At 37.2% G+C, this 16,457-nt stretch carries 16 protein-coding genes; 5 read left to right on the top strand and 11 right to left on the bottom strand.

Annotation, left to right across the window (positions count from 1 at the left end; genetic code table 11):
* Nucleotide 1: 1 nt before the first annotated feature.
* From EIY84_RS00700 to tilS, 7 genes are all read right to left on the bottom strand, one after another.
* The gene (locus tag EIY84_RS00700) at nucleotides 2-706 is read right to left on the bottom strand and encodes a C40 family peptidase (RefSeq protein ID WP_124639472.1); all 705 of its coding nucleotides are present in this window, start codon (nucleotides 704-706) and stop codon (nucleotides 2-4) included.
* Nucleotides 707-724: 18 nt separating this feature from the next.
* Nucleotides 725-1,372 carry an O-methyltransferase gene (locus tag EIY84_RS00695; protein WP_124639470.1) on the bottom strand — a complete coding sequence of 216 codons (648 nt, stop codon included), beginning with the start codon at nucleotides 1,370-1,372 and terminating at the stop codon, nucleotides 725-727.
* Between the two features lie 46 nt (nucleotides 1,373-1,418).
* Nucleotides 1,419-4,043 carry a peptidase associated/transthyretin-like domain-containing protein gene (locus EIY84_RS00690; protein WP_124639468.1) on the bottom strand — a complete coding sequence of 875 codons (2,625 nt, stop codon included), beginning with the start codon at nucleotides 4,041-4,043 and terminating at the stop codon, nucleotides 1,419-1,421.
* A complete protein-coding gene (locus EIY84_RS00685; RefSeq protein WP_164471992.1) occupies nucleotides 4,044-4,835 on the bottom strand; it encodes a GLPGLI family protein in 792 nt (263 codons plus the stop codon).
* A 5-nt stretch (nucleotides 4,836-4,840) separates the two neighbouring features.
* A complete protein-coding gene (locus tag EIY84_RS00680; protein ID WP_164471991.1) occupies nucleotides 4,841-5,050 on the bottom strand; it encodes a hypothetical protein in 210 nt (69 codons plus the stop codon).
* 223 nt (nucleotides 5,051-5,273) lie between these two features.
* Nucleotides 5,274-7,352, bottom strand: coding sequence for a protein-disulfide reductase DsbD family protein (locus tag EIY84_RS00675; RefSeq protein ID WP_124639462.1), 2,079 nt, complete (start codon nucleotides 7,350-7,352; stop codon nucleotides 5,274-5,276).
* Between the two features lie 78 nt (nucleotides 7,353-7,430).
* The gene (tilS, locus tag EIY84_RS00670) at nucleotides 7,431-8,762 is read right to left on the bottom strand and encodes a tRNA lysidine(34) synthetase TilS (protein ID WP_124639460.1); all 1,332 of its coding nucleotides are present in this window, start codon (nucleotides 8,760-8,762) and stop codon (nucleotides 7,431-7,433) included.
* Between the two features lie 105 nt (nucleotides 8,763-8,867).
* Here tilS and EIY84_RS00665 point away from each other — a divergent pair, with 105 nt between their 5' ends.
* The 3 genes from EIY84_RS00665 (at nucleotide 8,868) to EIY84_RS11775 (ending at nucleotide 11,274) form a co-directional block, all read left to right on the top strand.
* On the top strand, nucleotides 8,868-9,704 hold the full coding sequence (locus EIY84_RS00665; protein WP_124639458.1) for an OmpA family protein: 837 nt from the start codon (nucleotides 8,868-8,870) through the stop codon (nucleotides 9,702-9,704).
* Nucleotides 9,705-10,112: 408 nt separating this feature from the next.
* A complete protein-coding gene (locus tag EIY84_RS00660; protein WP_124639456.1) occupies nucleotides 10,113-10,895 on the top strand; it encodes an alpha/beta fold hydrolase in 783 nt (260 codons plus the stop codon).
* A 238-nt stretch (nucleotides 10,896-11,133) separates the two neighbouring features.
* Nucleotides 11,134-11,274, top strand: a complete 141-nt coding sequence (locus EIY84_RS11775) for a hypothetical protein (RefSeq protein WP_164471990.1) — start codon at nucleotides 11,134-11,136, stop codon at nucleotides 11,272-11,274.
* Between the two features lie 213 nt (nucleotides 11,275-11,487).
* Here the strand turns inward: EIY84_RS11775 and EIY84_RS00655 are convergent, their stop codons facing one another.
* On the bottom strand, nucleotides 11,488-12,495 hold the full coding sequence (locus EIY84_RS00655) for a DHH family phosphoesterase (RefSeq protein WP_124639454.1): 1,008 nt from the start codon (nucleotides 12,493-12,495) through the stop codon (nucleotides 11,488-11,490).
* 160 nt (nucleotides 12,496-12,655) lie between these two features.
* Between EIY84_RS00655 and rpmH the strand changes: the two genes are divergently transcribed.
* Together rpmH and EIY84_RS00645 are read left to right on the top strand one after the other, a co-directional pair.
* Complete coding sequence (gene rpmH, locus EIY84_RS00650; RefSeq protein WP_034701860.1) at nucleotides 12,656-12,814, top strand: 50S ribosomal protein L34; 159 nt, start codon at nucleotides 12,656-12,658, stop codon at nucleotides 12,812-12,814.
* 174 nt (nucleotides 12,815-12,988) lie between these two features.
* Nucleotides 12,989-13,699 (top strand): cell division ATP-binding protein FtsE, encoded by a 711-nt coding sequence (locus EIY84_RS00645; protein ID WP_124639452.1) that lies wholly within the window; start codon nucleotides 12,989-12,991, stop codon nucleotides 13,697-13,699.
* Nucleotides 13,700-13,702: 3 nt separating this feature from the next.
* Here EIY84_RS00645 and EIY84_RS00640 read toward each other — a convergent pair whose 3' ends face one another.
* Genes EIY84_RS00640 through EIY84_RS00630 form a run of 3 tightly spaced genes read right to left on the bottom strand, consistent with a single transcriptional unit; the run spans nucleotide 13,703 to nucleotide 16,443 of the window.
* Nucleotides 13,703-14,401, bottom strand: a complete 699-nt coding sequence (locus tag EIY84_RS00640) for a tRNA1(Val) (adenine(37)-N6)-methyltransferase (protein WP_124639449.1) — start codon at nucleotides 14,399-14,401, stop codon at nucleotides 13,703-13,705.
* A 7-nt stretch (nucleotides 14,402-14,408) separates the two neighbouring features.
* On the bottom strand, nucleotides 14,409-15,863 hold the full coding sequence (locus EIY84_RS00635; RefSeq protein ID WP_124639447.1) for a sensor histidine kinase: 1,455 nt from the start codon (nucleotides 15,861-15,863) through the stop codon (nucleotides 14,409-14,411).
* A complete protein-coding gene (locus EIY84_RS00630; RefSeq protein ID WP_124639445.1) occupies nucleotides 15,853-16,443 on the bottom strand; it encodes a riboflavin synthase in 591 nt (196 codons plus the stop codon). The genes EIY84_RS00635 and EIY84_RS00630 overlap by 11 nt, the downstream gene beginning before the upstream one ends.
* Nucleotides 16,444-16,457: the final 14 nt, after the last annotated feature.

Genomic DNA, 16,457 nt, shown 5'->3' with positions numbered 1-16,457 from the left:
TTCAGTTCAGAATTCTTTTTACAAAACGAAGTTTGTGGGTGTGTTTTTTCAAATCGACATTGTAAATTCCGGAGCTGTCCAGACTGTCTATCCTCACTTTTCCAAAACAATGAATCACTTGGTAATTGTTGAGCATGATGCCTACATGGTTGATCTGCCCCAATTCGTTTTCGAAAAAAGCCAAATCTCCGGCATCGCTTTCTCCTAAAAAATCCAAGACATCTCCTAACAAAGCTTGATCTTTTGCTTGTCTTGGCAAAAAGATGGCATTTGCCTTGAAAACCAATTGCACAAAACCATCGGCATCGCAACCAAAAACCGATCGACCACCAAAAACATAGGGTATGTTTTGCAAAACATTCGCAAGGGAAGAAATATTTTCTTTTAAATTTTCATTTTTAAAATTCGAATCCGTCTCTTCAGTTACTTCAGATCCTAGGGAGAGCAAATGCGTTCCGGACTTGGTAGCGTACCTAACACAAGGTTCTGTAACTGTATTTTTGGCAGGAGGCACCTCCAAATCGTTTAAAATAAGAGCAGACACCCAGCCTTCTGTACCATCAAAAGACAATTTTATTTTATAAAAATCGTTTTCTCTATCTAAAATTTCGCACAATTCGCCAAAAAGAATTTGAGAAACCATGGTGGATTGAGGGTTGGGCTCGGAATAGATTGGCGACAAAGAAACCGTACAGTCTGCAAGCATAAAGTAGATGTTGTGAAGTTATAGTTTTATTAAAAGATGAACCCCATCTCGAAGAGGTAAAATCAGGCTTTCGAAATCCGGGTCTTTGGCTATTTTATCATTGAGTTCTTTAATGACTTGGGTCGATTTTTGTTTGGGATTTTCTTCTAACACCTTTCCGTACCAAAGGACATTATCAAACATCACCACAGATCCTTGGTGCAGTTTGGATTTTATTTTTTCGAAGTAATTGAGGTAATTTTCTTTATCGGCATCTACAAAAACCAGGTCAAATGTCTCTTGGCAATCGTCCAAATAATCCAAAGCCTTTTGAAGTTTGAATTCGATTTGAGAAGAAAAGTCGCTTTGTGCAAAATATTTTTGCGGTAGGTACGCCAAATCTTCGTTCACATCCAAGGTGGTTATTTTGCCATCGGCAGACAATCCTTCTGCCAAACAAAGGGTTGCGTATCCTGTAAAGGTGCCTATTTCCAAAATTCTTTTGGGCTGTTTCAGCTTAGAAATCACGGACAACAACCGTCCTTGTTGGTATCCGGAAATCATGTGAGGTTGAGTCGTTTTTTGAAAAGTTTCTCTTCTCAATTTTCTTAAAAGTTCAGGTTCTTCTGAGCAATGATTTTCCAGATAGCGATCCATTGCCGGAGAGGTTTCTTCAAAAAAACTCATTGTGGTAGATTATTGTTTAAAGAAACAAAATTAGTAAAATTTAATTTTAAAAATTAATTTGAATCCCAAACTGTAACAATCGAGGATTTATTTCTGTTTTTGAAATCGTAGAACCGTAATCTTGAATATAAGTTTGGTAAAAAAATGCCTCGTTCAGGAGGTTGCTGCCGGACAAAAAGTATTTGAAATGGGATTTTTTAGGAGAAAAGTGAACAGAAAAATTCACAAACCAAAAACCTTTTTCTTGTTGCAAATCGTGCTTGTAATATTCATTGGTGAAATTTGCTGACCAAATATTGGTTTTCCACGAATAGGAAACGGTATTCTTAAAATTAATGGAGCGAAAAGAATAATCTGAATTGAATGCGGTGTTGCTATGGGCTTGTTGATAGGTAAATTCGTTTTTTAATCTAAAAGGGAAATCCAAAGCAACTTGATGAATAATATTAAATTGTAAAGTTTCTAATTCGGTTTTTTGCCAATCATTGCCATTGACCCGTGTGAAAGAGTCCGACAACTGGTATTGTGTTTTCAAGGTAAATCTACTGGAAAGAAATGGTACAAATTTTTCTAAATCCAACATGAAATTATACGATTCTAAAGGACGGTTAAGCCTCGAATATTGGGTATAAATCACATTGGGATCAATTGTAAATTGCGAGGCAAACGCGTTGCTTGTCTTGGTGTAGCCGGCAGACAGAATCACTTTGAACAAACTGAGAAAAGTATCATCAAAACCAAAGCCCAGTGAATAATTTTCTGAATGTTGCACATCCAAAGAAACGGTGTTACTTACTATATTTCTATTGGAAATCAGTATCGGGTTTTTGTAAATATTTTTGCTCTCTAACGGAGTTGTGTAATAGTTTCCATTGATAAACATTGAAAATCTTTTTAGGAAATTTTTGGTGAAATACACACCGGTATTGTTAAGATAAATCGCTTTGCCCAGCTCCAAATCATTCATTAATTCTTGGTATTGCATTTGGCTTTTTTGCCGAACAGAAAGACTCCATTTTGGTTTTTCAATTGTATAATCTACCCCGACATAATAGATGCTTTTATTAAAAAAAAGACGGTTGCTTATCTCTAAATCTTTAAAATATTCATCGGATAGCAAAGCACTCGAAAAAGCGTATTTTTCATTTGAAAATCCTAGCTTCGTTGTTAATTTTTCAGTTACGGAGAAGGCGTGATGCAAGATACCCTCTAGTCCATAAACGGTTTTGGAATTATCAACACTTTGAAAGCTGTTTACAAAACCTGTATTTGATGGGCTAATTAATACCTGTTGTGGCTTTTCATTGTATGCGTATAAAGCTTTCAGTTGAATTGCATTTTTGTCTAATTTAAATGTATAGACCAATTGGTTTTTAGTAAATATACTTTTGATTTTATTTTCTACATCAAGATTGTTATTAATATTGGAATAAAGCTTATTCAATGCACGATCATCTATAAAACTAAAGTCAGTGATCAATTCTACAAATTCATTTTTAGATTTATACCACTTCAGCTCAACGGTATTCAGAAAATTGAGAGGCTCTTTGGTGATCGCATTCTCATCTACGGTGTGTACAATTTGTTGGTCGGTTCTGTAGTTATTTTCAGTTAAATTATTAATCCTCACCTTGTCTTGTACCAAGGTTGATATTAATTTTAAATTAATGTTTTTATTGATCTTGAAAACGGAATTGTAGCTTCCAAATTTTTGTTGATTTCTATACACTTTGTCCAAACCAAATTGAGTATTGATGCTTGGGTTGCTAATAACATTTGGAGCTTGAAAGGCTTGGTTCAGGTATTCTTCATAGCTAAAAGAATTTCCTCCAACATTTATTGGGGATTTGTTTTCTGCAACATTATTGGCATTTGCCGTAAGAAAACTTTTAATGTTGGAATTTACCAATAACCCGTACCCTCCAAGATTGTATTTTTTATCAAAATCAGTAGAAATATTGAGCGTTGAAGAAAAGCTCGCTTTATCTTTTTTCAGTTTTAAATTTAGAGCAACTTTCCGATCCATGTTCTGTTCTTTCAGTATCGGGTTTTCCGACCAATTTTCAATGGCTTCAATCTGATCAATCACTTTGGGGTTGATGTTTCTGGTACCGGTCATATAATTAGAATTGAACAGATTGGTACCGTCCAGCATAACTGCGACCACCGTTTTTCCTTTGAATTCGACAGCTCCAGATTCATTTACTTTTATGCCCGGTAGTTTTTTCAATACCTCTTCTACATTGGACTCGGTGCCGTCCATAAAGTTTTCAGTATTATAGACCACTGTATCTTTTTTTATGACCACTGGTTTTCTCAGAGATTTTATCACCACCTCTTCTATTGCTTTCGTCTTTTGCACCAATTTGAAATCTGCAAAATATTCAGATTTATCCTTTGTGAAATTAATAAAAACACTGTCCGACTTGCAACCAACCGCAGATGCCGTCAATTGTACTTTTTCAAATTTCGAATTAGAAACTTGGAAAGTATATTTTCCATTTGCATTCGTAAAAGCATAACTTAACTGATCATCGAATTTCAACAATAGCCGTGCTCTATTTATTGGTTTGTTTTGTTCATCTTTTACATATCCCACAAAAGAAAATTGCCCATAACATTGAGCAATTGAAACCATAAAACAGAGTATGTAGATTAAAAATCTCGGCATTTACTTATTTTCAGGATAGCAAAAACAAAAGTCGAAGGACAAGCTTGCTGTACAAGAAGGGCCGTTAATTATCGTAGGGTCGGTATTCTTTTCTTTATTTTCCAAATAAGAATTTTTCAAAAAGTTCATTTCGGTTTTTGATACATTACGATACATTTCATCGTAGGAAATAAACTTAAATTCGGGTCTTGAAAAAGGAAAATACAATTTATCTTTCAAAGATTTTTCCGAATATTCCATCGAGTTCAACTTGAATTCATAAACCGTCTTGGTGCAAGAAGTGGCTTTCCCTTCTACAATTAAGCCCGGAAGACCGTGCAATTTATATGGCCCTTCGGAGATGGGGATGGTCTCGTCGTACCAAGCTTCCCAATCAAAATCCCGCCAATGCGCTTTTGCCAATTTATATGTTTTGTTATTTACGATTTTGGTTTCTTTTTCCAAATTCCAAGGGATGATATCCACCGAATCTTTCACAACATATTCTCCACCTTTATATCCAACAGCCCGCCCGTAAATTTCGTTTTTATTAAAATCTTTATAGACAGACATTCTATCGTTATACACCCGTCCAGGATATTTTTCTTGAGCCTTATCGTAATATATTGTAAATCGAGAAACTCCATTTTCTATAAATAATTTACAATCCACTTTCGGAGTCTCCTCGATCTGATGCGTGTTGTTGTATCGAATTTCAAGGATGTAATTTGCAACTATTCCACCGTTCATTTGCCCATAAATACGGCCAAATGAAAAAACCAACATTGAAAAGATAAATAAATTTCTAATCATAAATTTTATTCTAAATTCTGAACTTCTTTTATTGCTATTTGTACAGCAGATTTCAAACATTTATTCTTACTGTCTTGTTCAGCAGCAATAGTAGCATTTGCACAATTACCATCGGTCGATGTTGCAGTACCCACAACTTCTTTCCCGGTTTCGTAACAACACCTGCTTACCGTTACTGTACAAGTTTCTAATGCAGAATTTTCTTTTGACTGCACATTGTTGTTCGCAAAAGATAAAATGGAAGCCGTTGTTAGCACAAATGTAAAACAAATCTTTTTCTTAATGAGTTCATTTAAAATTATTTGCGCTAAAATTAAAATTAAGCAAATAAAATCCATTAAAAACAAATTCTACCCCGTAATTTAGACCGGTTATAGATAAAAAAATCAGGATTGCACTTTCGTACAATCCTGATGGATATTCATTTAATAGAAATTTCTATTTTTTGTTTTTATAAAAATTCACTGCACATTCCAAGAAGTTTTTAAATTTCTCTTTGTCCATATATCCTCCAACCGGCGTGTTGATCAGTTGTCCGTCCGGAGTTACCAATACATAATGAGGTTGGGTATATTCTTGGAAATTCACTTTTTGGAATTGGGACCAACGATCTCCAATGGTCTTAATTTTTTGTTTTTGACCACCACCAAGGTCGATAGAGACTTGTTCGTTTTCAGGCAATTCTTCCTTGTCATCTACATAAAGCGAAGCCAAAACCACTTCGTTTTGAAGGATAGGCAAGATGTCCGGTTCGGACCAAACAAACTCTTCCATTTTTCTACAATTTTCGCAACCGTAACCGGTAAAGTCTATCAATAAAGGTTTGTTTTCTTTTTTCGCAATTTCCAATGCTTTGAAATAATCATGTTCCGGGTGCATTCCTAAAATTCCATCGCCTTCTTTGTGGAAATAACTTACATTAAGCGGAGGCAAAATCCCTGAAAGCATTTGTAATTTTGGTCTGTCCGAAGGCACCAAACCTTGTACCAAATACACAACAAAACCAAGACCTAAAAAGCCTAAAACCTTTCTGGTAGTGGAAATTTTTGCATTTTTATCATCGTGTGGAAATTTAATTTTACCCAAAAGATACAATGCTAAACCGAGAGCGATCACGATCCAAATGGCAATGAACAATTCTCTCTTCAACAAGAAAGTTTTAGAAACCAAATCCGCTTTGGAAAGGAATTTCAGTGCCAATCCCAACTCGATAAACCCTAATACTACTTTTACGGTATTCATCCAACCACCCGATTTTGGAAGGCTTTGCAAGGCTTGTGGGAAAAGCGCCAACGCTCCGAAAATTATGGCCCATGCCAAGCCGAAACCGGCCAATGCAAAAGTAAGCATCATCGGTACATCCGACGATCCTGAAACTGCCGTACCCAACAAGCTCCCCAAAATTGGACCCGTACACGAGAACGAAACAATTACCAAAGTAAGAGCCATGAAGAAAATCCCGATGATACCACCTGCTTCTTCTGCCTTTGCAGATTTATTTGCAATAGAACTAGGAAGGGTAATTTCGTAATATCCGAAGAACGATCCTGCAAAGAAAATAAAGATGATGAAGAAGAAAATATTCAACCCAACAGAAGTTGATATTTGGTTGAAAATATTCCCCGCAATTCCATCAATAATGTGGAACGGCACAGAAAGCAATACGAAAATCAACAAGATGAACAATCCGTACAACAGGGCATCTCTCCTACCTTTTGCTTTGTTTTTTGTCCCTTTGGTAAAGAAAGAAACCGTCAGCGGAATCATTGGGAAAACACAAGGCGTAAGCAACGCAATCAATCCGCCCAAGAATCCTAAAAACAAATACATGATGTTGCTTTGGGATTTTTCTTCTTTTGCCACACCGCAATTGGTCAAAGGATTTTCCAAATCGATGGAAGATATTTTTAGATCTTTAGGATTGTTGGCTTCCGCAGGTGCAGTAGCCACAGCAAGACTGTCCTGAGCAGAGGAATCTGCAACAATTTTGGTAGCTGCAACTGCCGCCAACGAGTCGGTATTTTCTACTTTATTATCGGCAAGCGTTTCGCCTCCTTTTGGACTAATTTTTTGTTCGAATTCTAAAGTTTTGGGTGCAAAACAAACTTTATCGTCACAAGATTGATAGGTGATTTCCGAAACTATATTTGCCGGTTTGGTTTCGTTTTTCAGTTTAAATTTCTGTTTGAACGCTACCGTTCCGGAGTAATTGGCCACTTCGCCACCGAAAGCTTCAGAAAATTCTTTGTGTAATTTTCCCACTTCGACAATACCGCCCACCAAGATTATACCTTCTTTTGAGGTCACCTTCATCTCGGTTGGGATTACCGTATCGGGAGAATTGTCCTTGGAGTTGATGTGAAAACCCTTGTCGATAACAGCAGTTAAAACCGCTTCGTATTGGTTATTCCCCAAATCATTTACTTTATACGACATTTTTACCGGATCTTTCCCCTGAGCCAACAGCAAGGAAAAAGCAAACGATAAAATAAGCATAAAAAATTGCTTCAATTTCATTATAGAACTATTTATTACTTTGTTATGATAATTTTATACGGTTAATTTTTGCTTAAAACCAAACGCTTAAAAGGGATTTTACCCCAAGAAAAGCTTCAATTCTTTAGCATTTTTGCAATTCGCCAGAAATCTCGCATCTTGCCTTAAAGGCAAAACACCTAATACACAATCACTTGCGTCCGACAGAAGCCAAATTTTTGACTTCGCTAAAATAGAGATTTTTTCGTCTTTAAAAAATTTAGAAACTTTCTTTTTTCCTTTCATTCCTTTTGGGAAAAAGACATCGTCGGATTTCATCTTTCTCAACCGGAGCGGAAAGGTAATTTTTGAAGCATCTAATGACCAATAATCTGAAAACAAATTTTGTCTTTCCAAAATAAAAATGGGATCGATATACTTTTCTAAAGAAATCTGAAAACCGAGGTGTTGAAGTTCCTGAAATGTACGGATCAAAATAATTTCAGAAGAATCTACCAAAATTTCGTTTGTCGTTTCAGAAATCAAAAGCAATTCTCGATCGATGGTTAGTTGGAAATCTTGAGTGTAAAATACAGCTCCCACTTGAGCCGTAAAAATCTTATCCATTTCCTGCGGAGACGAAAACCCAAAACGATGCAGCAAGTTAAATTTCACAAAATCGGATTGCGCTTTCAACCATTTTTTGTTGATGACTTTGCACCCGTCTTTTTCAAGTACATTTTCAGAGAAAATAACCTCCAATTGTTGGCTTACAAAATCTTGGGCATCCGACAAATACTGTACGCTTTTGGAAAAATTTTGAACGAATTTGGGTTCTATCTTTTCCAATTCGGGGACAATTGTATTTCGGAGTTTATTTCTCAGGTAATCGTTTTTTTGGTTGGATGCATCTTCTCGAAAAACGATGTTGTTCAGTTTTGCAAATTCGTAGATTTCGTTTTTGGTAAATTTAAGCAGCGGTCTGTAGATGGAATTTTCATTTTTCGGAATTCCGGAAAGCCCCTTCAGTCCAGAACCTCTGGAAAGATTGATGAGAAACGACTCCAAATCGTCATTCAGATGATGAGCCGTCATCAAACCAAAAAGATTTTCTTCGAGAATAATTTCACTGAAAAAGCAATATCGGAGGTCTCTTGCCCAAAGTTGTATCGACTTTTCCGGCTTTTCATCTTTTGCGCTCACCTCATAGACATGAAGCGGGATGTTGTTGGTTCTGCAAAAATCGCCAACCACTTCCCTATCAAGATCCGAAGCTTCGCCACGAAGTTTGTAATTGACATGAGCCACCTGAAAATGGGCTCCAAGCACTTGCATCAAAAAAGCCAACACCATGGAATCAGCTCCACCGCTAACCGCCAACAAAAATTGCTTCTCCTTGAAGTTCGGGAGAAGTTTTTCTAAATTTTTAGTGAAGGAATCTAAGTTTAGCAAGGTTTTTGATACTTAAAGAAAATTCCGGACAAAGATACGGTTTCTACAGAACCTTTTAGTAACTTTGGTCACTACATCACAAACAAACCATTAAAAATAATCATAATGAAAATTGTAAAAATTTTTGCAATAGGAATTGCCGCTTTATCTCTTACAAGTTGCGTTTCTAAAAAACAATTTGACGCTCTGAACTCCAACTACAAACAATGCATAGACAATGTTGCCGAAAGACAAAGAGAAATCCAAGATCTGAAATCGGCTAATTCCGGATTAAAAAGTGAAAACAACTTGTTAAAAGATCAAAACAACGCGTTGAAAACTTCTTTGGATGCTTGTCTTACCAACACCGGAAAAGGATCTGCAAACATCGACAAGTTGATCGGAGAGATCAATGCATCCAACTCTTACATTAAAGAATTGATTGCCGGAAAAACGAAAAACGACAGCCTGAACTTGGCTCTTTCCAACAAATTGAAAAGATCTTTGGACAATGTACAGGATAAAGATGTGGATGTAAAAGTACTGAAAGGCGTGGTAATGATCTCGCTTTCCGACAATATGCTGTACAAAACCGGCGACTACAACATCCAGTCAACCGCGAAAGAAGTTTTGGGCAAAGTTGCAAAAGTGATCAACGATTATGACACTTATTCTGTATTAATTGAAGGAAACACGGACAATGTACCGTTGAACTCCAACAACTTACCAAAAGACAACTGGGATCTTTCTGCACTGAGAGCGACCTCTATGGCAAAGGTTTTGCAAACCGAGTTTGGGGTAAACCCGAGCAGAATTACTGCAGGAGGTAGAAGTGAGTACAATCCTAAAACAACCAATGCTTCCATTTCCGGTAGAGCCGAAAACAGAAGAACGGAAATCATCATCATGCCGAAGTTGGATGAGTTTATGAAACTGATGGACATTGCTCCGGTTAAGAAATAAAAACTATTTTTCGAAATACACTTAAAAAGAAACCTTGCTCGAATGTGTAGAGCAAGGTTTTTTTTTGTGATGTAAGTGAAAAAAAAATTTGAAATATAAACTTTGATACACATAAAAAATATGGAGAATACGGAATATTTACAAAGCTGTTTCGAATAACCTTTTTCATACAAAACATTAATCGAACTCAGGTAAGGAATAAAACAACTATGAAAAAAGGCAAGTCCTGAAATCTTAGCCCAGATTGCAGCGGCATCCTTTTGCTAAGCCTTGGGAGGTGGGTGGCAAGCAAAAGATAGAGCGAAAAGCTGGACTGGTGTTGTAAGAATATCTGCAACGGAAGCTCCTAAAAGCAAAACAAATAGGTTGGGTAGATGACTTTTATTAAATTTGTGCAAAACAACAGCGATGTTACATTACGAAATTTGCGGTTCTGGAACAGAAAATCTGGTCTTACTGCACGGTTTTTTGGAAAACTCCAACATGTGGGTAGAAATGGAGAAGCATTTTTCTCAGGATTTCAAACTTATAAAAATAGACCTTCCGGGGCACGGCAAAAGTCCGAAAATCGCAGAGGTACAAACGATGGATCTTATGGCTGAAAAAGTGAACGAAACTTTGGAGCAACTAAACATCACACACTTTCATCTTTTGGGACATTCCATGGGCGGTTATGTTGCTTTGGCCTACACGGATCTGTTTGCAGAAAAGGTAAAAAGTTTAACTTTATTTTTCTCCACTTTTTTTGCGGACAGCGAGGAAAAAAAAGAACAGAGAAGAAAGAGCTACCGCATTATAGAAGAGGCTTTTGCCCATTATGTTAGGGCAGGAATCCCGAATTACTTTAACAGTTATGAATGGGACAGCTTGGAAGGAAAAATAAACCACGCCAAAACCATAGCCTTGGAAACCGACCCATTGGGAGCTTTGGCCTGTGCAAAAGGCATGGTGGCAAGAGTGGACAAAACGATTGTTTTGGAAGAATATGAAGGTCGTATTTTGGTGATTTGTGGCAAACACGACACAGCGGTACATACAAAAAAAACAATCCAAGCCTTACCCGACAGAAGCAATATAAAATCCTATGTCTTGGATTGTGGACACAGTGGACATTGGGAAAAACCGGAAATATGCACAGCCATCATCAACACGGAGCTGCTGCACCATTTGCCTAAAAAATTGGTATTGTAAGTTGCCTAACTATTGTTTTTTTTTAAACACTTTCACAAAATAAACAGTTTAAAAATCTTAGATTCAAGTTACAAATGCAACATCACAGTTTTCATACAATTTTTGAGCGAAAACTTCATTGGGCGTTTAAAAACAAAATCTCTTTTGCGGCCTGTTATTTAAAACTTAGATTCAACTCATACATCCTGTTGCATTTATCAGTTGAATCTAAGAATTAAAAAATCTATTTGATTATTCCATGACCAATTTTAGTTCAGAATTAGGAAACAACAGCGAGCTAAACATCATGAGTTTTAAGAATACCATTTCGTACACTTTTCTCAACAACAAGGTTAGTACAAACCTTTCCAACGAGTATTACAAACCGGATACCAAGTAAAGTGTTGCTTTTCTTTTCACCAATTTCAACCTGTATTACAGTCCGAAAAACAGCAGGTTGAAATACAATTTTACAGCAAACAACATCCTAAATGAAGAGTACATTTACTCAAAATACACACACGACTACATGACACTTACCTACAAAACAAAATTGTTAAGTCGCAGCTTTCTGTTCGGTGTAAATTTAAGTTTATAATGTTTTTTTGAATTTCTAAAACTCGACCTCCAGCACTTTTACTTTGAAATCGGCGATGGTTTCTTCCATGGATTTCAGATATTTACCACCTGCAGCATTGATGTGGCCACCTCCGTTAAAGTGTTTTCTAGAAAAGGCATTGCAGTCGATGTTGTCCTTACTTCTGAAAGAAATCTTTATAAAATCTTCGTACAAATCTTCCATGAAAAAGGCAGACATCTTCACGCCTCCAACACTTAAGCCGTAATTCACAAAACCTTCTGTATCGCCTTTTTCGAAGCCATAGGCTTTCAGCTCGTCTCTTTTCAGGTTTAGGATGGCTACTTTACCATCGGCTACCACTTCTAAACGGCTAAGGACCAAGGATAGCAAATGAAGTCTGGACACGGTATTGGTATCCCAAGTACTGGACGAAATAAAAGCAGGATCGGCACCGGCTTCTATTAATTTTGCTGTAATTCTGTGTGTTGCTGCAGAGGTCGATCGGAACCTAAAACCTCCGGTATCCGTCATGATCCCACAATACAAGCATTCGGCTATTTCTTTGTTTACCAAATTTTCCTCGCCCAAAGCTTCAATAAAATGATAAACCATTTGGCAGGTTGCCGGAACGGTAGTGTCCGAATAGACATAATCAAAAGTATCGGGTTGTTGGTGGTGGTCAATTAATATTTTTTTGGCTTTAGAATTTTCTATCCATTTTCCTACCATATCTCCAGCACGATGGGGCGCATTGAAATCCAGGATGAAAATAACATCGGCAGACTCGATCAGTTCGGCTGCTTTTTTTCTTTTATAATCGGCTATGGTATTTTTTTTTGCCTCGGGCATCCACTTCAAAAATTTGGGATAATCGTTGGGTACCACAACCTCTGGCGATAGACCTTTAGCCATCAAAAAATGTTTTAAACCTAGAGAAGAACCAATGGCATCTCCGTCCGGATTGTAATGGGTAATGATTACAATTTTGGAATTGACCTGCAACAGGTTATTGATTTCTGATAATTCTTTAGGACTAAACATAGGACAGATTATTAAATGAACGGCAAAGATAAGATTAAAAATTGCTAAGCCCTAGAAAAGCAAAAAAATAAAGATGATTAAAAATTTGTATTTGTAAAAATTATATATATCTTTGCAACCTGAAAAATATTAAATAGTCATACACTAAAGATATACAAAAATGAGCAAGAGAACATTCCAGCCATCAGAAAGAAAAAAGAGAAACAAACATGGTTTCCGTGAAAGAATGTCAACACCAAACGGTAGAAGAGTATTGGCAGCAAGAAGAGCTAAAGGAAGAAAAAGTTTAACTGTTAGTGCAGCTCGCGCTAAGAGATAATTCTTTTCCAACATACAAATCAAGTGCTTGAGATGCAAATTTCAAGCACTTTTTGTTGTTAAAATTATGCTAAATTTTAGGCTTTTCTAATGCTTTTTCCTATTTTTGAAAAATCATATTTTAAGCTTCAGATCCTGAAGTCCAAAAAATGATTTAACATTTTACATCCATCAAATGCCAAATAGAAACGAAACCGGAGACAACATCATCAGCCTCCAACAAGCCACCATCGCTCAGAAAAAACTAACCATCCTGAGCCAAGTAGACCTACACATCCAAAAAGGATCTTTTTGCTACCTGATTGGTAAAACCGGAAGCGGGAAAAGTTCTTTGCTAAAAACTCTTTATGCCCACATCCCATTGGCCGGAGGAAAAGGTACGGTTGCCGGATACGATTTGGCCAAATTGAAATCTTCTGAAATACCAGGACTGAGAAGAAAATTGGGCATCGTTTTCCAGGATTTCCAATTGCTAAGCGACAGAAGTGTGGAGAAAAATTTGTCTTTTGTACTAAAAGCAACAGGCTGGTCGGACGAAAAAGGCATAGACATCCGCATCAACGAAGTGTTGGAAAGCGTGGGCATGAAAACCAAAAAACACAAAATGCCGCACGAACTTTCTGGTGGCGAACAACAGAGAATTGCCATTGCAAGAGCTCTACTGAACCATCCGGAACTGATCCTTGCCGACGAACCCACCGGAAACTTGGATCCTGAAACTTCTAACGACATCATGAGCCTACTAAAAAGAGTGGCCTTCGAAAATCATTGTGCCGTAGTTATGGCTACCCACGACTACCACATGATACAAAACTACCCTGGCGATGCCATCCGTTGCGAAGACGGCAAAATCACCGTTTTGCAATCTTCAGACTTATTTGTTTAAAACTTATTTTTTGCCAAAGACATGGAAATCTTTGGTCTGTTCAAGATATTGGTCCGAGTAGATTCTCGGACTTTTTTCTATGGTAAACTCTACCATTTCTGTTGGAGATTCGGTTTTGGAAAACTCTAAAATTACCCTTTTAAAATCGCTTCCTTCAATCCCTCGAATGTTTATTTGTTTGATCAAATACAAGTCCATCCTGTCTGCATAGCCCATGACTTCTGCGCCTCGATCAAAAGGAATAATGATAGAAATTTTTCCTTTCTCCGATAACAATGAAGCCGCTTTTTCCATTAACGATAGAAAATCCAAAGTGATCAATTGTCTTGCAAGCACATCTTTTTTAGAATCGTTTTCTTCAAAATAGGGCGGGTTGGAAAGAATCAAATCAAAGCGTTGATCGGTGAAAAAGTCTTTAAAATCTTGAAGTTGACAAGTCAGTCTCTCTGAAAAAATAGAGGTTTCAAAATTTTCTTGAGCCAGATTTTTGGCATTAGCATCGATATCCAAAGCCAAAATTTCAGCTTTTTCGTTTCTCTGAGCCACCATCAAGGAGATGAGCCCCGTACCGGTTCCCACTTCTAAAACTTTTTCGGCTCCGACCACCGTAGATAAAGCTCCCAACAAAACGCCATCGGTACCCACACGAAATACAGCTGACGATTGTTGAATTTTGAATTTTTTAAACTGAAATGCTTTCATCAAAATTTTATAGATTAGACGGCATGGTAATGGTAAATTTAGTCCCTTTTCCGACCACAGAAGACACTTGTATCTCGCCATGATAATCCTGTATCATTCTTTTTACCATGGTCAATCCCAATCCCATTCCCGAACTTTTAGAAGTAAAATTGGGTTCAAAAATTTTGTCATACATTTCTTCCGGTATTCCAACGCCGTTATCTACAATCGACAAGGTAATTCTTTTGTTGTTTTGCTCTAAATCGACATTGATAATGATGTCTCTATCCTCGCTTTTTGCTTGCTTGGCATTGGTCACCAAGTTGGTAATAATCCTGTTCAGATAGATTTTATCCATCTTCATTTCTATTTCCTTATTGGCATGGATGTAGATTTTATCGTCGTTAAAAATTTGTAAAATATTTTTAACTTCGGCATTTAAACTAAATGTCTCGTCGTGCCTAGCTGGCAGTTGTGCAAATTGTGAAAACGCCGTTGCCACAGTAGCAATCAAATCGATTTGCTCGATAACAGCTTTGCTAAGCTCATGCACTTTGGTTGAAATTTCAGGGTCTTGAGGATCGAATTTTCTTTCAAAATTTTGTATCCTTAACCTCATCGGAGTCAGTGGATTTTTCACTTCGTGAGCCACTTGCTTAGCCATTTCCTTCCAAGCGGCTTCTTTTTGTACTTGTGCCAAACGATCTTTCTGATCTTGGATTTGCAAAATCATTTTATTGTATGCCTTTACCAAGGCTCCTAACTCATCGTTGTGATAATACGGTATGGGATCGATGCTTTCATTGAACAAAGTTAACCTTCTAATTCTGGACGAGAAGTTGGTTAGGGTATTGGTTAGGTTTTTAGAAATTTGCCAAGAAATCCACATACTCAACAGGATGATCACCAACCCTACCAACACGATGAATTTCAGATATTTATCAAAAAAATCCATGTACTTGGAATCGTTATGATAGTACGGAAGGTACAAAACCGCAATTGGCTCTAACATGTTGTTTTTCATCAACATATAGGACGAAGTGATGTTGCTTTGGGTTTTGGCATCGTAGGATTGGATATCGACTCTTTTTCCGGTATTCAAAAGTTGGGTAATGACCGTATTTGGGACATTTTTCTGAGAATTGGGATCGGCATCACGGTTGGAAAGTAAGAAATTTCCATTCAGATCAAAAACCACCAAATCTTGCTTGTTGATGTCTGAAATTTCCATGATTTTATTTCCCAAAAGCTGAGGAATATCCCGAGTATGAATTTCGCTGTGACTGAGTGCATAATCGAAGGCCCCCATAATCTCGTCGGATCCCCTTTGGAGTTCGGTACGATTTTCTTCGTCCAAATGGTCTTTCAAAATGAAATAAGACAGTAACCCTGTCCCAAACATACTGAGTAAACAGATGAGTAAAAATCCCAGAAATATTCTATTTCTGAGACTGTACCCTTTGTATCTTTTTTTAGAAGCCATTTTGTTTTTGCAACAATTTTGCAATGTATTTTCCTACGATATCAAATTCCAAATTCACCACATCGCCTACCATCAGTTGCTTCATATTGGTATTTTCCCAAGTGTACGGAATAATGGCTACAGAAAAATCCGAATTTCCGCTATGGGCGACGGTAAGACTGATTCCGTTCAGTGTGATGGAGCCTTGTGGCACGGTTACAAAATCGGAATGATAGCTTACGGTTACAAAATAACTTCCGTCTCTATTTTCTATAGATTGTACAATTCCTGTGGTATCCACATGTCCTTGAACAATATGTCCGTCCAATCGACCGTCCATTTTCATGCATCGCTCCAGATTGACCACCGTTCCAACTTCCCAAGACCCGAGATTGGTTTTCTCTAAAGTTTCGTCTATAGCGGTTACGACATAGTCATCTCCTTCTATTGCAACCACGGTGAGGCAAGTACCGTTGTGGGCCAAGCTTTGGTCTATTTTCAGTTCTTGGGTGAATAGACAAGTTAAGGTAATGTCTATATTTTTACCTTTTTTTTGAATATTTTTTACAATCCCGGTAGCTTCTACAATTCCTGTAAACATGGTCTTTATTTAAT

It is taken from the genome of Amniculibacterium aquaticum, assembly GCF_003852705.1.
GTDB classification, from domain to species: Bacteria; Bacteroidota; Bacteroidia; order Flavobacteriales; family Weeksellaceae; genus Amniculibacterium; species Amniculibacterium aquaticum.
The sequence above is the reverse complement of the archived record's forward strand: the minus strand, read 5'-3'. Positions and strand labels throughout refer to the sequence as shown.